The following is a 17,239-nucleotide window of genomic DNA, read 5'->3' as shown; positions in this document are numbered from 1 at the left end:
TGCCTACTTGCCCTTCTTGGGCGACGGGTTCGGGATCCGCTCCACCGTCGTCGTGTTCGGACGGCGCTCCGCTTCCTTCACCGGGATGAAGTGCCCCGTGCGCGCGTCACGACCGATCTTGTGAGAACCGTTGCCACCACCCTTGCTCTTTCCAGCCATCTCGAACCGTCCCTTCTCGATACTGATCGTCGTAGCAGGCCTGAACGGACGATCAAGCTCATCCGGCAGACTTTTTCGACGACTTCCCCAGGATGGCGCCGAGGATCGCGAACACGGCGCCTCCCATCGCAGCGAGGACCAGCTCGGCTTGGTTCGGCTGGGAGTGAGCCCCGAAACCGGCCCAGACGACGAGCCGATGGCGCTGGTTACGTGCGTGGATTGCTCAACGGAGGTCTCGGATCAGGCTGCGACTTGCCCGAAGTGCGCCCGGCCGATGAAGGTCGAGGAGGCCGAGGAGAAGGCTTCCGAGGCGAAGGCGAGCGAAGACATGGGCCCGATGATCGGGGCCATGGTCGGCGGAGCCGGTGGCTTCTTCCTCCCTCGATCGAAATCACATACGAGGGTTTTTGAGAGGAGGCAACGAGGGCCCTCTTCTTCGTGGTGGAAGACGCGGAGAAGCTGAAATCCCACGTCGGAAGGCGAATCGCGGAGCTACGTGAGCGACACGGTCTGACGCAGGCGAACGTTGCTGAGGCGATCGGAACGACCGTGCCGAACCTTCAGCGCATCGAGTACGGGACACAGAACGTCACGCTCGAGACCCTCGTGAGGATCGCCAACGCGATCGGTGTCCGGGTGGTCGAGATGTTCGAGGAGGAGTTGGAGGGGCCGAAGAAGAAGCGAACGAGGGGACGCCCTCGACGCTAGCGAGGCGCCGCCCAAGCAAGAGCACGGCCCGCGCTTGCTACTTTGATGCTCGCTTCTTGGGCCGCGCGACGGCCGGGATTTCAAGCTGACCAGGAAGAGCCTTTTTCGGCGGTCGTGGGGCGACTTTCGGGTTCCCGAGCGCGTCGAACAGTTCCTCGCTCGCCCCCGGCGTTCCAGGGGGCGGCGCGGAAATCCTCGTCGTATTCTCGCCTGGGATGTTGACCCCGCGCCAACCGTCGGCAAACAGGTCTTCCAGTGTGACAATCTGAATCACCGGATACTTCTTCCCATAGGTCTCGGAGGTCCAATAACCGTAGCTCGCCGCCCTCTTGTATGTGGTCTCGCTGGGACGGTGCGACACCAAGAGAGCACCGAGTACCGCACCATGGCGTTGCATCGCGCCGCCAAGCGAGTCCACGGTCTCTTGTGGCTTATTGACATATGAATCGCCGGCCTTCACCGACAGCAGCATCCTCTTGCTCCGTGCGGCCTTCGGATCGTCTCGAAACAGAATGAATCCGTCCCGGTTGTCGTCCCCACCCCCTCTGGCAACCTTCTTCTGCTTTTCGGCCTCGGTCGGCATTCCGCCAACTCTGTCGACGATCCACGCCTGAAACTCCAACGGCTTTTCATCGGCGAGGCGGAGAGCGCTCGCGATGTCCTCGGGCTCCCCTCGCACGCGGAAGGTGAGACCTGGGAACTTCTTCTCCATACGTGTCTTCAGGACGCTCACGGCCACATGCGTGATGTCGATGCCGATCCACTGCCGCTTCAACTCCTGCGCAGCGACAATCGCTGTTCCACAACCGCAAAATGGGTCGAGGATTACGTCACCCTCTTTGGACGAAGCGAGAATGATCCGCTTCAGCAGAGCCAATGGCTTTTGCGTCGGGTAGCCAGTCTTCTCTTCGTGCCAGGAGCGAAGAGGCTCAACGTCCGTCCAAAGGTCGGGCGCTGGTAGGCCCTTAGCCTCGTCAAGATAGCGCTTTCGGCGTGGCATCCCATTCTTCGTATAGAAGACCAGGCCCTTTCGATCCAGATCACTCATCGTTGATTCCGGACAACGCCACTCACGAGTAACGCCGTTCCATTCGTATGTGTACCCTCCTCCCGCGAGGCCGGCGGCGCTGAGATTGTCGGACATGAAGCGTCGACCCTCTGGGAATTCGCGAGTAGGCTTGTCGCGATAGCGATAGTACTTTTCGGCGTATTCCTCGTCATACTCGACGTGTTGCTGGCTCCAGGTCGCGGTGTCGCTATTCGTGTAAAATAGAATCGTGTCGTGAATGCTTCCGTATCCGACGGCATCGCTGTGGCCGCTCGTACGCTTCCAGATGATCTCGTTGCGAAAGCACTTCGCGCCAAACAACGCGTCGAGGACGAGTTTGACATAGTGACTCGCCGTTGGATCGCAGTGCAGGTAGAGAGATCCGGTCGGCTTCAGCAACCGTTTCATCTCGACCAGGCGCACCGCCATCATCGAGAGGTACGCCATCATATTGTTCTGCCCGAGGACGCGACGAAGCATCTGCATGGTCTCGATGAACATCGCCGACACGAGGTACTTGCGGCGGGGGCGCGTGCACTGATCGAAGGCGTCCTCTGCTTCCTTTCCCCAGCGCCAATAGTCGGCGAACGCTTGGAGTTGTGCCTGAGACGGGGAGCCGTCCTCCTCCGTCAGCGGTACGTTGTACCGGCGCTCCGAATTGAATGGAGGGTCGAGGTAGATGAGGTCGACCTCGCCATCACCCGTGAGGTACTCGCGCATGACGGTGAGGTTGTCGCCGTACCAGAAGATCCCCGTCTCAAGCATGTAGGGAATTGTCGGATGCCATGACCGAACGAGTCCACTTCTTGGCCCTTCTTGGGAGATGAGGCGTTCAAATTTCGACGGGAGGACGGAAACATCGCTGGTGCGGACGGAGATGGTCATCCCGGTGGTGACACCGGCCGTCGTCCCTCAGGGCCGCGTGGTTGCTCCTTTTTTCGGCTTATCGAACTCGCCGCGCAGAGGTCAGGCTCGCGAGGTCGCGACTCCGTCCCCAGGACTCCGGTACCCACACCTCGGGCACGTTCCTGGCTCAGGCCACCGGCCTTCAAGAAGATCGCTGATCGAGACGCCGACGACCTTCGCGACTCGAAAGGCCAGCTCGGGCGATACGCCCCTCCGCTTGCCCGCGACGTCGCCGAGGGTCGGCTCTTTGAAGCGGACCAGCTTCGCCACGTTCTTCCATCCTCCGAGCTTCGCCCGCAGGAATTGAAGCCCGCGAAGAACCGCGTCTTGTTCCTCCAGCGTGAGCACTTCGGTCGAGATCGTTCGGTAGCTCATCACGCCACCTCCCGCGGCATCCAGAAGGCCGGCTCGATCCCAAGCTCATGGATCTCGTGAACGAGGACCGAGAGGTTGTGGCAGAGCATCTTCGCCAAGACCTCGTTGAACTGCGCCGTCTGGTTCTTCGCTCGAACGGCTCCGCCGAACTTCCCGATCTTGAAGTGCTTCCCGAGCTTCAACATGTAGAGGGCACCGTCGACCGTGGCTGTGTCCGGCCCTTCCTCGGGATCGGTGGACTCTCCAGAGGGGAGGAGAACAAGCACGTCTTCGTACTCCGGGTGCTCGCGGACGAAGGTTCGGAGGAGTCCGATGCGAGCCGGCAAGGTGCCCAGCTTCCGAAACCGATGCTTGTGCGGGAGGGGTGCGCCGTTCACCTTCGCCAACGACAAGTCTGCATCCGTCGGAAACCGGCCGTGCTCTCTCGTCAACAGAGCGAGATGGCGTAGGAGGTCGTCGCGTTCAACCGGCTGCGACGGGGCATTTGGAGTGAAGCCGGCCTCTTGAACGGCATCGTTCCACCTTCGCCAGAACTTCCCGAGCCAAGCGTCTCGAGTGATTCCGGTCTCCTTCTGGAAGCGATGCATCCCGAGCGGAGCACCTCCGTTCTCAGAGGCCGTGCGCTTGATCTCAGCGAGAATCCGTTCCTTCTGCATCCGTCAGGAACCGAGCGTACCGCTAGGGTCGCCCTGACGCAGCCCGTCACGGTGTCCTAGGTTTTGGTGCAGCACGGTGGGGTTACGGGGCGCGGTACCCGTTCTAGGGCAAAGCCGCTTGGGTTGGCCCCTGGCATGGCCCTGTCTGGCCCCGGCCACCTCGGGCGCGCGACAACGACGCGAAAACATTGAGCCGTGGTCGGGGCACGCGACGTGCTCGTGACCCGCGCGGTCATGACGACGATGCAGGCAGGAGGTACGATCGATGTCGATGTCACAACGCGAGCAACGCGAGCAGGCGCCGTTGCCGGGCGCGCCGGACGTGAGTCACCTCGTCACCGAGGACGGCGCGCCCGTGGATAGCTTCCTCGCCGAGAAGCAGATGCGGCTGCTCACGGCGCCGCTCGACTGCTGGACGGCTCCGCGAGGACGCCGCTTCATCGCCGCCGCCAACGTCGGGTTGTTCGCGGTCGCGAAGAATCCGGCCATCGTGCCCGACGTCTTCGTCAGCTTCGACGTCGACCCACCCGCCGCGAGCGGTCCCGAGAAGCTCAGCTCGTACTTCTTCTGGGAGCTCGGAAAGCCGCCCGACATCGTCATCGAGATCGTCTCCGAGACCCTCGGCGGCGAGCTCAGCACCAAGCTCCGCGACTACGAGCGCATGAGGATCACGAACTACGTCGTGTTCGATCCGCTGCGCAGGCTCGGCTCCGAAGAGGTCGTCGCGTTCTCGCTCCATAGCGGGGCGTACGTACAGAGGAACGACACCCGCTTCGTCGCCGAAGGCCTCGCGCTCGTCCGATGGGACGGCACCTTCGAGGGGATGCACACGAACTGGCTCCGCTGGACCGATCTCGACGGAAACCTCCTTCCGACTCCGAGAGAAAGCGAAGAGCGAGCGCGCCGAGAGGCCGAGCGAGCCGACCGCGAGGCCCAACGAGCGGCTGCCGCAGAAGCGCGCGCCGAGAGCTCCGCCACACGCGCCGAGGCGCTCGCCGCACGGCTACGCGCGCTCGGCGTCGATCCTGACGCCTGAGCGCACCAGCACGCCCGCGGATGCGTATGGCATTCACGTTTCGCTCTGGGCGCGGGCTCGTGCTGGACTGGCGGGCATGACCACCATCCTCGCCGTCTCTGGGAGTCTTCGCGTCAATGGGTTCAACTCGATGTTGCTGCGGGCGGCGGTGGCGGCGGCGCCGGAGGGAGCGACGATCGAGGTGGGTTCGATCCGCGAGATCCCGCTCTACGACGGCGACGTCGAGGCGGCGTCCGGGTTGCCGGCGGCCGTCGTCGCGTTGAAGGAGAAGGTCGTGGCAGCCGACGGGCTCCTCATCGTCAGCCCCGAGTACAACAACGGGATCCCCGGCGTCCTCAAGAACGCGATCGACTGGCTCTCGCGCCCGGGCGCCGACATCCCGCGCGTCTTCGGAGAGCGCGCCGTCGGCGTGATCGGCGCCACCCCCGGACGCGGCGGCACCGCGATGGCGCAAGCCGCATGGCTCCCCGTCCTCCGCACCCTCGGAATGCACCTCTACACCGGCGGACGCCTCCAGGTCCCGAGCGCAGGCAAGGTCTTCGACGCCGACGGCGCCCTCATCGACGACACCACCCGCACCCAGCTCGAAAAATACATGACCGGCTTCACACGCTTCATCACCCGCAACACCACCCCCACCTGAAACACCAAGGGCCGACCTCCTCGAAGGAAGCCGACCCTTTCAACCACACGCCCCCGCTCCCAGAAGCGCCCGCGCAACCAAGCGCGAAGCGCCCCGAGTCGAAGCGAGGCCGTGTCTGAGGCGCCCATCCAACCCGGTGCCCCAAACGGCCGCGCAACCGAGCAACCCAAGCGCAAGCGCAAAAGCGCGAGGGCCGTGTGTCCACGGCCCAGAGCGGCCCCGCAAACGGTCGCGAAGCGCCCCCTCGCGCAAAGCGCAAAGCCCGTGTGCCAGGTCACCCCGGGCCCCAGAAGCGGCCGCACAAGCGCGAAGCGACCTCGCGCAAAGCCCCCTCGCGCAAAGCACAAAGCCCCCTCGCGCAAGCGCAAAGCCCATGTGCCCGGGGGCGTCCCGGGGCCCCAGAAGCGGCCGCGCAAGCGGTCGCGAAGCGACCCTCGCGCAAAGCGCGAGGGCCGTGTCTGGGGTGGGGGTGTCGGGGGCGAAGCCCCCGACGTTGACTCGAGTGCGTTACTCGATGTGGAACTCGACGCGGCGGTTGTTCTTGCGCCCCGTCTCCGTTTCGTTCGTGTCGATGGGCTTCTCGAGGCCGAAGCCGGTCGTCGACATGCGGTCGGCGGCGATGCCCTTCTTCACGAGCCATGTCTTCACGCTCGCCGCGCGATCGGCGGAGAGCTTCTTGTTCATCGCGGCCGCGCCCTTGTTGTCGGTGTGGCCTTCGATGCGGATCTTCTTGATCTCCGTGTGCGTCTGGAGGACCGCACGCACCGCCTCGAGGACCTCCTCGCTGTCCTTGCCGTTCTCGATCGCGGCGCTGCCGGTCTTGAACTTCACCTGGTCCAGGATCTTGATCTGACCCTGCGAGATGAAGGCCATCGGGCAGCCGTTGCGCTTCGGATCGGGGCTCGCCGGGCCCGGCTCGTCCGGACATGCATCGACGTCGTCCTTGATGCCGTCCTTGTCCTTGTCGCCGATCGGGCAGCCGTTCTTCTTCGGGTCCTCGCTCTTCGGGCCCGCTTCGGTCGGGCACGCGTCGACCTTGTCGAAGATGCCGTCACCGTCGGTGTCCGGGCAGCCGTTCGTCATCGGATCCTGGCTCGCGATGCCCTTCTCCGTCGGGCAGGCGTCCTTCGGATCGAAGAAGCCGTCGCCGTCGGTGTCGCGGCAGCCGTTCGTCGTCGGGTCGTCCGTCTTCACGCCCGGCACGTCGGGGCAGGCGTCCTGCTGATCGGGGATGCCGTCGTTGTCGCGATCGGTCGGGCCCGCGACCTGCTGCGGCGCGACCTCGGGACAGCCGTTGCGCGACGGCTCGGCGCTGCGCACGCCCTTCTGATCGGGGCACGCGTCCTCGTTGTCGGGGATGCCGTCGCCGTCGCGATCGTCGACGACGCCGGGCGCCCACTCCGCCATCGCGATGATGCGATAGACCGGGTTCGACCACGCGCGGACCGGACCGCCCATGAGCGCCGCGCCGACGCGGACCTGGTTCGCGATGAGGTAGTGCGCTCCCGCGCCGACCTCGAGCGGGGTCCACTTCTTCTCGAGGAAGCGGTTGTTCGTCATGACGGACGACATCCACATCTCGGGGCCGACCGTGAGCGTCTTGTCGAGGACCTTCGCGCCGAGGGCGGCGGTGAGGTTGAGCTCGTGGCCGATGCCGGCCGGGCCCATGCGCTCGTAGCCGCGCGTGCGGAAGTTGACGCCGACGCTGCCGGCGTACGTGAACGCGCCGATGTCGCCCGCGACCATGACGCGCGGCTTGAGGCGCGCGTGGCCGTCGCTCGCGTAGTTGGCAGTGCTGCCGGTCGGCGCCCAGACCTGGAGCCCGGCCGCGACGGTGAAGGGATCGCCGTAGACGCCGGCGAGGCGGACGTCGGCGCCGAAGCGGAGGTCACCCATCGCGCTCGAGTTCGCCGGCTCGGCGAACGACGTGGTGACGACGCCCGCGCCGGTCTCGTCGCGGAAGACGGTCGCGGAGTTGCCGTCGACGAACACCTGGATCGGCACGTTCACCGCGAGGCGCAGCCGGTCGAAGAGGACGAGACTTCCGCCCGGATGGAGGAAGACCTGGTTACGGATGACCGAGCCGCGGACGTTGTCGTTGTCCTCGAAGATGATGAGCGAGCGGCGCGAGAAGTCGGACACGACGCCGACCGCGGGGCGGATCTTGCCGCGCAGGTCGAGCGACTCGTTGCCGAACCACTCGCTGCCACGCTCGGACGGCTCGAACTTCTGAACCGCAAAGCCTTCGAGGACGCGCTGTGCGCTGGCCGTTTCGGAATACAAGGTCGCGCCGACGAGGGCCACGGCGCCGAGCAAGCTCTTCATTCGCATGGCCGCGCACCCTACCACAATCGGGGCTCCGCCTGGTTTGTCCGATCGGCGCGGCAATTCGGGCGGGGTCCGGCGCCCCGGACGGGTGTAGATAGCTCCGTTCATGCAGCCCGAACGCCGTCTCTTCGGGTTGCTCGCCGCGCTGGGGATCCTCCTCGGAGCGGCGCGCGCGGACGCGCAGCTCAGCTACCGGCTCGCGCCGATCGGGGGGCGATCGCAGCTCCTCGGCGGGACCGGCATCACGTTCGGGCGGGACGCGAGCGCGTCGTTCCTGAACCCCGCGACCGCGGTCCTCGTCGACGACCAGCGGCTCTCGTTCTCCGTCAACTTCTACAAGCTGACGTACATGCACGCGTCGAACTGGTACGCGCCCGGCCCGGTCGACCCTCGCTTCGGCAACATCGACGTCCGCGACCGCTCGATGACGGACATCGACTTCGACACGCCGCCGTCGAGCCTCTGCTTTTACTTCTTCTCGTCGAAGCTCAACCCGCTCGCGGCGCGAGGGCGGGACGAAGCGCTCAACAACGCGCACGTCGGCCTCTGCCTCGCGACGATCCAGAGCGAGGAGTTCAACTACGGCGCGGAGGACTTCAGCAAGGTCCAGCCCAACAACGGCGTCACGCGCCAGGCGCAGACGCTCTCGCAGCGCTACAGCCAGTTCGCCGCCGGCCCGACCTACGCGCTGCGCGTCAACAACTGGCTCTCGATCGGCGCCTCCGTCCACGCGAGCATCATCACGCACCGGAGCCTCCTCACCGCGAGCGCGGTGACCTACGGGACGCCCGCGTCGGCGATCACGTCCTCCTTCTACGGCGCGTCGAAGGGCACGAGCTTCCAGCTCGCGGGCACCGCCGGCATGACCGCGCGCTTCGGCAAGCAGACGCTCGGCCTCTCCGTCCGCAGCCCGACCGTGCACGTCTTCGGCGTCGGCGGCGTGAACCGCGAGGCGACGTACGACGGCGCGGGGTCGGAGACGTTCCAGCTCGCGGCGAACGGCTCGTTCCTCGCGCGGCAGCCGATGCGCGTCGGCGTCGGCACCGGCGTCGAGGGGACGTGGGGATCGCTCGAGATCGACGCCTTCTACTTCCACCACCTCGACGCCGCGTACCGCGCCGAGCTCGAGGGGTTCCAGACGACGAAGCAGAACGGCACGATCGTGGACCAGCCGGTGACGCTCGACCTCGCGCAGCGATCGAACGGCGTCGTGAACCTCGCCGCCGGCGCGGAGCTCTTCATGTCGCCGCGCATCAGCCTGCTCACCGGCGTGAGCGGAGACGTCAGCGGCGCGCCGGCGGGCACGCTGCGCGGCACGCTGTTCAACTACTTCGCGCTGCGACAGAACCGGCTCACCGCGTCCCTCGGCATCGGCACGCACGGCGCCGCCGGAGAGCTCATGCTCGGCACCGAGCTCGCGTACGGCTGGGGCGAGCGCCTCGCGGTGAACTCGTACCAGCTGCCGCCCGAGATCGGCACCGCGCGGCACGAGACCTACCAGCTCATGTTCGTCGTCGCGGGCTCGACGAGCCTCCGCGCCCTCAAGCGCGCCGTCGAGGACATGAAGGAGGTCGTCCGCGAGCCGACGCGGCAGAAGCCGGTCCTCGAGCCCAAGCCGCAGAAGCCGATCGAGCTCCCAGGACGGCGCGAGGCCGATTGAGCCCGACTAAGCCGCGCGGACGACGGCCTGGAACAGCTCGAGCCCGCCGGTGCCGCCGAGGCAGGCCTCGCTCATGCGCTCCGGATGCGGCATGAGCCCGAGCACGTTCTTGCGCGGACCGCCGTAGATGCCGGCGATGTTGCCGATCGAGCCGTTCGGGTTGGAGCGCTCGTCGACGTCGCCGGACGCGTCGCAATAACGGAGCGCGACGAGCCCCTCCCCTTCGAGCCGCCGCACGACGTCGGGGGTCGCCTGATAGCGGCCTTCGCCGTGCGCGATCGGGAGGCGCAGGACCGAGCCGGGCTTCGGCGAGAACGGACCGTCCGCCTCGACCTTCACGTGGACGTCGCGGCACTCGAAGCGCAGGCCCGTGTTGCGCGTGAGCGCTCCCGGCAAGAGGCCGCACTCGGTGAGGATCTGAAAGCCGTTGCAGACCCCGAGCACGTACCCGCCCGCGGCGGCGTGGGCCGCGACGGATTTCATGATTCCACCGACTTTCGCGATTGCTCCGCAACGCAGGTAATCGCCGTAGCTGAAGCCCCCGGGGATCGCGACGAGATCGGTCCCCGCCGGCAGCGCGGTCTCGGCGTGCCAGACGACCTCCACCCTCGTCCCCGCGAGCTGCAGCGTGCGGACCATTTCGGTGTCGGCGTTGAGACCGGGGAACAGGACGACGGCGGCGCGCATGAGCGAGCGTCACTACCACGCGACCCACCGCTGGTCACGACCCGAAGGCCGCTCTAGCCTGGAGGCGATGGCCGACGCGCCCCGCTCGTCCGATCCGCTCTCGTCTCCGCGCCGGCTGGCCTCGCTCGCGGCGACGCGGCTCATGAATACGGAGAAGGACGAGGTCTTCGACCGCCTTACCCGGCTCGCCGCGAGCGTCCTCGGCGTCCCGGTCGCGGCGATGTCGCTCCTCGACGCCGAGCGTCAGTTCATCAAGAGCGGCGTCGGCCTCGGCGACTCGCGGCAGGGCCTGGTCGCCCACTCCTTCTGCCAGCACGCCGTCCGCAGCCGTGAGCCGTTCGTCGTCGAAGACGCGCGCGTCCACCCGCTCGCCAAGGACAACCCGTTCGTCGAGGACGGCTCCCTCGTCGCGTACGCCGGCGTGCCGATCATGGTCGACGAGGGCGAGGCGGTCGGAGCCTTCTGCATCGCGGACGCGAAGCCGCGGAAGTGGACCGAGCGCGAGCTCACGATCTTGAAGGACCTCTCCGGCGCGGTGGAGGCGCAGATCGCCGCGCATCGCGCCATGATTCAGGCCGAGGAGCGGCGGCAGCTGCTCGAGGTCGTCCTCGACACGATGGGCTCGGGGCTCATGGTCATGGACGCGGACCGCAAGCTCACCGTCATCAACGCGGACGCGAAGCGAATGATCGACGAGGGCGCGCTGGAGAGCCCCACCCACGAGCGGCCCGTCACGGTCGGGCTGTACCGCGCGGACGGGCAGACGCACCTCCTGCCCGAGGAGCTTCCGCTCGTGCGCGCCGCGAACGGCGAGGTCGTCTCGAACGTCGACATCGTCGTCCGCCCGCCGAAGCGTCCGTGGACGGAGTACTGCGTGAACGTCGCCGCGCGGCCGCTCCCCGCCGGCGGCGCGGTCATGGTCATGCACGACATGACCGAGCGGCGCGCGCTCGAGCGCAAGGCGCGCATGAACGAGGCGCTCTACCACAAGCTCGCCGGCAACATCCCGAACGCGCTCGTCTACCTCATCGACCGCCGCTTCGAGATCCTCCTCGCGGAGGGCGCGCTCTTCGCGAAGCTGGACCTCAACCCCGCCGAGATCGTCGGCAAGAGCTTCTCCGCCGTCGCGAGCCCGAGCAACTGGCTGCGGACGGAGGCGGCGCTCCGCACCTGCTTCGAAGGGCACTCCGCGTCGTTCACCGCGATCCGCGCCGACCGCACCTACGAGGCGCGCTGCGAGCCGGTCTACGAGCGCGCCGACGTCGTCGCCGCGATCATGATCTACTTCGACGTCACCGATCGCGCGAACGAGGCGAACGAGCTCCGCACCCTCACCGCGCGTCTCACCGCGCTCCTCGAGCACATGCCCGAAGGCGTGCTCTTCGAGGACGAGAGCTTCCGCGTCCAGCTCGTGAACCGCGCCGCGCTCGAGATGTTCGGCGTGAGCAGCGCGAGCGCGCTCCTCGGCGCCGACATCGCGGCGCCGGCCTCGATCACGACCCCCGGCGCGCGAAGCAGCTTCGCCGATCCCGCCCTCGCCGCCTACGCGATGGACGAGAAGCGCCGCGCGGGGGAGCGCGTCCTCGGCGAGCGCATCGAGCTCGCCGACGGCCGCATCCTCGAGCGCGACTTCATCCCCGTCATCGACGGCGGCGCCCACCGCGGCAACCTGTGGATGCATCGCGACGTCACCGAGCGCGAGCGCACCGCCGCGCGCCTCGGCGAGCTCTCCGTCCGCGACGAGCTCACCGGCCTCGTCAACCGCCGCGGCTTCATCGCGCGCGGGCAGAAGCTGCTCGACGCGGCCGAGAGCGCGCGCCGCGCCCCGATCCTCTTCTTCGTCGACCTGAACGGCATGAAGCCGATCAACGACCAGCTCGGCCACCACGAGGGCGACCGCGCGCTCGTCGACACCGCGCGCCTCCTCGAGAAGGCGTTCGACGACGACGCGCTCATCGCGCGCCTCGGCGGCGACGAGTTCGTCGTCCTCGTCCCGGAGCCCGACGGGAAGTCGCCGACCGCGTGCGAGCGCGCGCTGAAGAACACCGTCGCCGCGTTCAACGACGGGTGCACGCGCCTCTACCGCGTGTCGGTCAGCGTCGGCTACACGGAGTTCGACCCGCACGCGCCGCGGACGATCGAGCAGCTCCTCAACGCCGCCGACGCGCAGATGTACGCCGCGAAGCGGGAGCGTCAGGCCCGCGGCAACGTCTCCCTCCCTCCCCCCACGAGCAAGCGCGGATGAGCATCACCCCCGAGATGATCAAGAAGGTGATCGGCACCCCCGATCTACGAGGCGACGACGCGCGGCGCGTGCTCGAGATCGCCGCCCTCGCCGTCGCCGCCGACGACAAGCTCGCGCCGGAGGAGCTCGACGTGATCTATGCACTCTGCAGGGAGCTGCGCGTCCCGATCGCCTCGCTCGATCCCGTCCTCGCGCTCGCGACGCGCGAAGACCGCCTCGAGCACCTCCGCGCAGCCGCCTCCGCCCTCGCGAGCACGGTCGCGCGCCACACCGCCTACAAGACGACGGTGCTCACCGCCGTCGCCGACCTCGCCGCCGCGGACGAGGAGTTCGAGTTCGACCTCGACGTCCAGGACGCGCTCGAGCTCGACGGCGCGGTCGCGGACCGTCTCGCGGGCGAGGTCCATCGAGCGCTGACGCCGGACGAACCTTGAACTAAGAGACGGGGCATGCCGAACGCGTTCCCCGGTGACGTCGCGATCACGCCCGAGATCGTCAAGCAGCACAAGGTCTCCCCCGACGAGCTCGTCCGCCTCGAGGAAGCGCTCGGCCGCAAACCGACCTACACCGAGCTCGGCGTCTTCAGCGTCATGTGGAGCGAGCACTGCTCCTACAAGTCGAGCCGCGTCCACCTGAAGCGCCTCCCGACGAAGGGGCCGCGCGTCATCCAGGGGCCGGGCGAGAACGCCGGCGTCGTCGACATCGGCGACGGGTTCGCGGCGGTGTTCAAGATGGAGTCGCACAACCACCCGAGCTTCATCGAGCCGTACCAGGGCGCCGCGACCGGCGTCGGCGGCATCCTCCGCGACGTCTTCACGATGGGCGCGCGCCCGATCGCGGGCCTCAACTCGCTCCGCTTCGGCCGCCCCGATCACGCGCGCACGCCGGAGCTCTTGCGCGGCGTCGTCGCCGGCATCGGCGGCTACGGCAACTCGATCGGCGTGCCCACCGTCGGCGGCGAGGTGCAGTTCGATCCGTCGTACGACGGCAACATCCTCGTCAACGCGTTCACGTGCGGCGTCGCGCGCGCCGATCGCATCTTCTACGGGCGCGCGGCCGGCATCGGCAACGCGATCCTCTACATCGGCGCGAAGACGGGGCGCGACGGCATCCACGGCGCGACGATGGCGTCCGACGAGTTCGGCGACAAGAAGGAGGGCGCGGGCGAGCTCGCGACCGCGTCGAGCATCAAGAAGGGCGTCCGCTCCACGATGCAGGTCGGCGATCCCTTCATGGGCAAGCTCCTCCTCGAGGCGTGCCTCGAGCTGTTCTCCGCGGACGTCCTCGAGGGGATCCAGGACATGGGCGCGGCGGGGCTCACCTCGTCGTCGGTCGAGATGGCGGGGCGCGCCGGCAACGGCATCGAGCTCGACCTCGACAAGATCCCCCGCCGCGCGCGGAAGATGACGCCGTACGAGATCCTCCTCTCGGAGTCGCAGGAGCGCATGTTGCTCGTCGCGAAGCCGGGCAAGGAGCAGCGCGTCTTCGACATCTGCAAGAAGTGGGACCTCGACTGCGCGATCGTCGGACGGGTCACCGACACGAAGCGCTGGGTCGTCACCGCGACGCCGGGCTTCGACCCGCTCGACGGGAAGCCGCCCGCGGGCGAGAAGGTCGTCGTCGCCGACATCCCCGTCGACGCGCTGACCGACGCCGCGCCGGCGTACGATCGACCGCGCAAGCCCGCGCCGCCGCCGGCCGACGTGCCGGTGCCGGAGACGACCGATCCGAAGGCAGACCTCCTCGCGCTCTTGTCGAGCCCGAACGTCGGATCGCGCGCCTGGATCTGGCGGCAGTACGATCACATCGTCCGCGGCGGCACGATCGTGCGGCCCGGCTCCGACGCCGCCGTGGTGCGTGTACCCTGCACGAAAGACGGCGCCACGATCATGAAGCACCTCGCGTTCGCGGTCGACTGCAACGGCCGCCACGTGGAGCTCGCGCCGGAGGAAGGCGCGAAGATGGCGATCGCGGAGGTCTGCCGGAACCTCGTCTGCTCCGGCGCCGAGCCGATCGGCATCACGGACTGCCTCAACTTCGCGAGCCCGGAGGACCCCGTCACGATGGACACCTTCGCGCGCGCGATCGACGGGCTCGCGGCCGCGTGCGACGCGCTCGGCGTCCCGATCGTGAGCGGCAACGTGAGCCTCTACAACGAGACGACGGACGCGTCGGGGCGGCGCCCGATCCTGCCGACCCCCACCGTCGCGGCGGTCGGCCTCGTCCGCGACGAGGCGGACGTCCTCCGACAGTGGTTTGTCCGACCGGACGAGGAGATCCTCCTCCTCGGAGCGCCGACGGGCGACGGGCTGGGTGGGAGCGAATACCAGGCGCTGAAGGCGAAGAAGCTCGGCGGGCCCGCGCCGTCGATCGACCTCACGGCGGAGGCGGCGCTCCAGTCGCTCGTGCTCGAGCTCGCACGAGCGCACCTCCTCTCGAGCGCGCACGACGTCGCGGACGGCGGCCTCGCCGTCGCGCTCGCGGAGTGCTGCGTGACCGGCCCGGCGCCGATCGGCGCGGAAATCACGCTGGATGGCGCGCCGACCGGCGTCCTCTTCGGCGAGGCGCCGTCGCGCGTGATCGTGTCCACCTCGAAGGCGGCGGAGGTCCTCGAGCGGGCGCGACGCACGAACGTCCCCGCGCGATCGGTGGGCCGCACGTCTGCGACGGGCCGGCTCGGGGTCCGTGTAGGCACGGTCGCGCTCGACGTCGCGCTCACCGACCTCGAGGCGGCGCGGGAGAGCTGCCTCGTTTCGATCGTGGGTGCCAGCTGAGAGGTGGTAACTTTGTGATCGCCCAATGGCGAAGTTCCAGTCGCCCCTCCTCGGGTACAACAACAACGTCCGCCACCGAGGGCGCGTCTTCCACATCCAGACGGAAGACTCGGGCGTCAATCATCCGCACGTCATCACGCACCTCTTCATGGATGGCGGGCGCATCCTGAAGAGCGTGAAGAAGTCGTACGCCGAGCACGTCGGCAGCGACGGCATGAACGAGACTGTGCGCGTCCTGATGAAGGAGCAGCACAAGGCGATGTTCATCGCCTTGCGGGACGGCCAGTTCGACGAGCTGGTCGAGGGGGCGGGCGCGAAGAAGGGCTCCGACCCGAAGGCGCCGAAGGTCGTACCGCCGGCGCCGGCGTCGGAGACGAAGCCGACCGACGCGACGGCCGACGCGAACGCTGCGACGGCTGCGACCGCGGAGGTCGTGCCTCCGCCGGCGCCGAGCCACGTCGAGATCGCGGCGGTGGCGGAGGAGCCGGCGCCGAACACGATCGACGAGAGCCGTCGTCCCTCGATGCCGGCGGAGCCGTTCGCGCTCGAGGCGAACGGCCCGAACACGGTCCCCGAGCGCGCGGTGGCGAGCGCCCCGCCTCCGGAGATGCGCCGTCCGTCCGCCGCGGAGCTGACGCTGGACTTCGACGCGCTCGAGCGCGACTCCGCGGTCGGCGTGAACCCGCTCTTCCAGCCCAACGATCTCCCGCCGCCGCCGAAGAACCTCTTCGCGAAGGAGCGCGGCACGGGCACGTACAGCACGGTGGAGCCTCACCACGACGACACGCGCGCGCCGGCCCGTCCGTCCGCCCGACCTTCGACGCGCCCCTCCGCCCTTCCGCCGCGGAAGACGCTCCCGCCGTCGCGGAAGGACGATCGACGCGAGGACTCCGGCCGCTACGCCCCCGCGCGCCCGGCGAACATCTTCGGCTCGACGCTGAAGCCGCAGAGCCCGGCGGCGCCGTCGATCTTCGGCGACGACCTCGTGAGCGACAAATCGCTCGACGAGGTGATCCTCAGCTACCTCGCCGAGGACCTCGATCCGAAGCGCTGATCAATCTCAACCGTTCCGGCGGGAACGTGCGAACATCGGCAAATGGCTACAGGTGTTGCGCTCGTTCTGACATGCATGGATCTCCGGGTGATGGACGAGGTCGCCGAGTACCTCGGCACCAAGCCGTACGCCGCGCCGCGCGCGTACAACGGCACCGAGCCGTCACGCGGCACGGGGCTGAAGGACCGGTACGATCACGTCGCGATCGCCGGCGCGGCGCTCGGCGCGGTGACGCCGCTCAAGCCGCACTGGAACGAGACGTTCTGGGATCACGTCGACCTCGCGATCGCGCTTCACAAGGTGAAGAAGCTGATCATCATCGAGCATCAGGACTGCGGCGCGTACAAGGCGTTCTTCCTCCCGGCCGCGCGCCGCGACGTCATCGGCGCGAAGAAGGGCAAGGGCTGGACGGACGCGGTCGGCGAGGGCGCCTGCCATTACCGGATGGCGCGCGAGCTCCGCAACCAGCTGCTCCAGCGCGGAAAGAACCTCGAGGTCCAGGTCCTCTACGCCGCGCTCGCGGGCCCGGACAGCAAACACGCCACCATCCGCCACTTCTCCGCCGCCGAGATCAAGCGCGCGCAGGTCGACGAAGCCGCCGACGAAAAGACCCTGCTCACCATCGCCAACGCCGACAAGGACGACGCCGCCCACGGCGCCAAGACCGACGCCCTCCCCGAGCCGGCCTTCGAGGCCCCGCCCGCAGCGGCGCCGGCGCCGAAGAAGAAGGCCGCGAAGCCCCCCGCACCCGCACCGAAAAAGAAGCTCGCAAAGACCCCCCCCGCCACACCCGCACCGAAGAAGAAGCGCCCGCGATAACGAGGGCACCAAGCAGGGCGCCAGAAGCGTCGCGCATGCGGGTCGCGTAGCCGCCTCGAGCGCGTTGCGCAACGGCCGTGTCGCGGGTGGGGTGTATCGGGGGCCCCAGAAGCGGCCGCGAATGCGGGCGCGTAGCGCCCC

At 68.1% G+C, this 17,239-nt stretch carries 15 protein-coding genes; 9 read left to right on the top strand and 6 right to left on the bottom strand.

Going from position 1 to position 17,239, the window contains the following annotated elements:
• Nucleotides 1-3: 3 nt before the first annotated feature.
• A complete protein-coding gene (locus KF837_03575) occupies nucleotides 4-159 on the bottom strand; it encodes a hypothetical protein (protein MBX3226360.1) in 156 nt (51 codons plus the stop codon).
• Between the two features lie 438 nt (nucleotides 160-597).
• Here KF837_03575 and KF837_03570 point away from each other — a divergent pair, with 438 nt between their 5' ends.
• Nucleotides 598-867 carry a helix-turn-helix transcriptional regulator gene (locus KF837_03570; GenBank protein MBX3226359.1) on the top strand — a complete coding sequence of 90 codons (270 nt, stop codon included), beginning with the start codon at nucleotides 598-600 and terminating at the stop codon, nucleotides 865-867.
• A 37-nt stretch (nucleotides 868-904) separates the two neighbouring features.
• Here the strand turns inward: KF837_03570 and KF837_03565 are convergent, their stop codons facing one another.
• From KF837_03565 to KF837_03555, 3 genes are all read right to left on the bottom strand, one after another.
• On the bottom strand, nucleotides 905-2,680 hold the full coding sequence (locus KF837_03565) for a site-specific DNA-methyltransferase (protein ID MBX3226358.1): 1,776 nt from the start codon (nucleotides 2,678-2,680) through the stop codon (nucleotides 905-907).
• 201 nt (nucleotides 2,681-2,881) lie between these two features.
• Complete coding sequence (locus tag KF837_03560; GenBank protein MBX3226357.1) at nucleotides 2,882-3,196, bottom strand: hypothetical protein; 315 nt, start codon at nucleotides 3,194-3,196, stop codon at nucleotides 2,882-2,884.
• Complete coding sequence (locus KF837_03555) at nucleotides 3,196-3,852, bottom strand: hypothetical protein (GenBank protein MBX3226356.1); 657 nt, start codon at nucleotides 3,850-3,852, stop codon at nucleotides 3,196-3,198. Before KF837_03555 ends, KF837_03560 begins: the two co-directional genes overlap by 1 nt.
• 271 nt (nucleotides 3,853-4,123) lie before the next feature.
• On the opposite strand from KF837_03555, the gene KF837_03550 reads away from it, so the two are divergent.
• On the top strand, nucleotides 4,124-4,888 hold the full coding sequence (locus KF837_03550; protein ID MBX3226355.1) for a Uma2 family endonuclease: 765 nt from the start codon (nucleotides 4,124-4,126) through the stop codon (nucleotides 4,886-4,888).
• Nucleotides 4,889-4,964: 76 nt separating this feature from the next.
• Nucleotides 4,965-5,531 (top strand): NAD(P)H-dependent oxidoreductase, encoded by a 567-nt coding sequence (locus KF837_03545; GenBank protein ID MBX3226354.1) that lies wholly within the window; start codon nucleotides 4,965-4,967, stop codon nucleotides 5,529-5,531.
• Nucleotides 5,532-6,038: 507 nt separating this feature from the next.
• On the opposite strand, the gene KF837_03540 is transcribed toward KF837_03545, so the two are convergent.
• On the bottom strand, nucleotides 6,039-7,856 hold the full coding sequence (locus tag KF837_03540; protein MBX3226353.1) for an OmpA family protein: 1,818 nt from the start codon (nucleotides 7,854-7,856) through the stop codon (nucleotides 6,039-6,041).
• Between the two features lie 109 nt (nucleotides 7,857-7,965).
• Here KF837_03540 and KF837_03535 point away from each other — a divergent pair, with 109 nt between their 5' ends.
• On the top strand, nucleotides 7,966-9,519 hold the full coding sequence (locus tag KF837_03535; protein ID MBX3226352.1) for a hypothetical protein: 1,554 nt from the start codon (nucleotides 7,966-7,968) through the stop codon (nucleotides 9,517-9,519).
• 6 nt (nucleotides 9,520-9,525) lie between these two features.
• Here KF837_03535 and purQ read toward each other — a convergent pair whose 3' ends face one another.
• The gene (gene purQ, locus KF837_03530) at nucleotides 9,526-10,206 is read right to left on the bottom strand and encodes a phosphoribosylformylglycinamidine synthase subunit PurQ (GenBank protein ID MBX3226351.1); all 681 of its coding nucleotides are present in this window, start codon (nucleotides 10,204-10,206) and stop codon (nucleotides 9,526-9,528) included.
• A gap of 67 nt (nucleotides 10,207-10,273) precedes the next feature.
• Here purQ and KF837_03525 point away from each other — a divergent pair, with 67 nt between their 5' ends.
• The 5 genes from KF837_03525 to KF837_03505 all read left to right on the top strand — a co-directional run bounded on the left by KF837_03525 (nucleotide 10,274) and on the right by KF837_03505 (nucleotide 17,098).
• Nucleotides 10,274-12,451, top strand: coding sequence for a diguanylate cyclase (locus KF837_03525; protein MBX3226350.1), 2,178 nt, complete (start codon nucleotides 10,274-10,276; stop codon nucleotides 12,449-12,451).
• Nucleotides 12,448-12,885 carry a hypothetical protein gene (locus KF837_03520; protein ID MBX3226349.1) on the top strand — a complete coding sequence of 146 codons (438 nt, stop codon included), beginning with the start codon at nucleotides 12,448-12,450 and terminating at the stop codon, nucleotides 12,883-12,885. The genes KF837_03525 and KF837_03520 overlap by 4 nt, the downstream gene beginning before the upstream one ends.
• A gap of 15 nt (nucleotides 12,886-12,900) precedes the next feature.
• Nucleotides 12,901-15,225, top strand: coding sequence for a phosphoribosylformylglycinamidine synthase subunit PurL (gene purL, locus KF837_03515; GenBank protein ID MBX3226348.1), 2,325 nt, complete (start codon nucleotides 12,901-12,903; stop codon nucleotides 15,223-15,225).
• Between the two features lie 25 nt (nucleotides 15,226-15,250).
• The gene (locus KF837_03510; protein ID MBX3226347.1) at nucleotides 15,251-16,279 is read left to right on the top strand and encodes a hypothetical protein; all 1,029 of its coding nucleotides are present in this window, start codon (nucleotides 15,251-15,253) and stop codon (nucleotides 16,277-16,279) included.
• A 75-nt stretch (nucleotides 16,280-16,354) separates the two neighbouring features.
• Entirely contained in the window at nucleotides 16,355-17,098 is a 744-nt protein-coding gene (locus KF837_03505; protein ID MBX3226346.1) for a hypothetical protein, read from the top strand.
• Nucleotides 17,099-17,239 lie beyond the last annotated feature (141 nt).

Origin of the sequence: Labilithrix sp. (assembly GCA_019637155.1) — a bacterium.
In the GTDB taxonomy this organism is placed as follows: Bacteria; Myxococcota_A; Polyangia; order Polyangiales; family Polyangiaceae; genus Labilithrix.
The sequence above is the reverse complement of the archived record's forward strand: the minus strand, read 5'-3'. Positions and strand labels throughout refer to the sequence as shown.

Coding starts and splice junctions, on each gene's coding strand:
- KF837_03575 (MBX3226360.1), bottom strand. CDS start 159: ATGGCTGGAAAGAGCAAGGGTGGTGGCAACGGTTCTCACAAGATCGGT.
- KF837_03565 (MBX3226358.1), bottom strand. CDS start 2,680: ATGCTTGAGACGGGGATCTTCTGGTACGGCGACAACCTCACCGTCATG.
- KF837_03560 (MBX3226357.1), bottom strand. CDS start 3,196: ATGAGCTACCGAACGATCTCGACCGAAGTGCTCACGCTGGAGGAACAA.
- KF837_03555 (MBX3226356.1), bottom strand. CDS start 3,852: ATGCAGAAGGAACGGATTCTCGCTGAGATCAAGCGCACGGCCTCTGAG.
- KF837_03550 (MBX3226355.1), top strand. CDS start 4,124: ATGTCACAACGCGAGCAACGCGAGCAGGCGCCGTTGCCGGGCGCGCCG.
- KF837_03545 (MBX3226354.1), top strand. CDS start 4,965: ATGACCACCATCCTCGCCGTCTCTGGGAGTCTTCGCGTCAATGGGTTC.
- KF837_03540 (MBX3226353.1), bottom strand. CDS start 7,856: ATGAAGAGCTTGCTCGGCGCCGTGGCCCTCGTCGGCGCGACCTTGTAT.
- KF837_03535 (MBX3226352.1), top strand. CDS start 7,966: ATGCAGCCCGAACGCCGTCTCTTCGGGTTGCTCGCCGCGCTGGGGATC.
- purQ (MBX3226351.1), bottom strand. CDS start 10,206: ATGCGCGCCGCCGTCGTCCTGTTCCCCGGTCTCAACGCCGACACCGAA.
- KF837_03525 (MBX3226350.1), top strand. CDS start 10,274: ATGGCCGACGCGCCCCGCTCGTCCGATCCGCTCTCGTCTCCGCGCCGG.
- KF837_03520 (MBX3226349.1), top strand. CDS start 12,448: ATGAGCATCACCCCCGAGATGATCAAGAAGGTGATCGGCACCCCCGAT.
- purL (MBX3226348.1), top strand. CDS start 12,901: ATGCCGAACGCGTTCCCCGGTGACGTCGCGATCACGCCCGAGATCGTC.
- KF837_03510 (MBX3226347.1), top strand. CDS start 15,251: ATGGCGAAGTTCCAGTCGCCCCTCCTCGGGTACAACAACAACGTCCGC.
- KF837_03505 (MBX3226346.1), top strand. CDS start 16,355: ATGGATCTCCGGGTGATGGACGAGGTCGCCGAGTACCTCGGCACCAAG.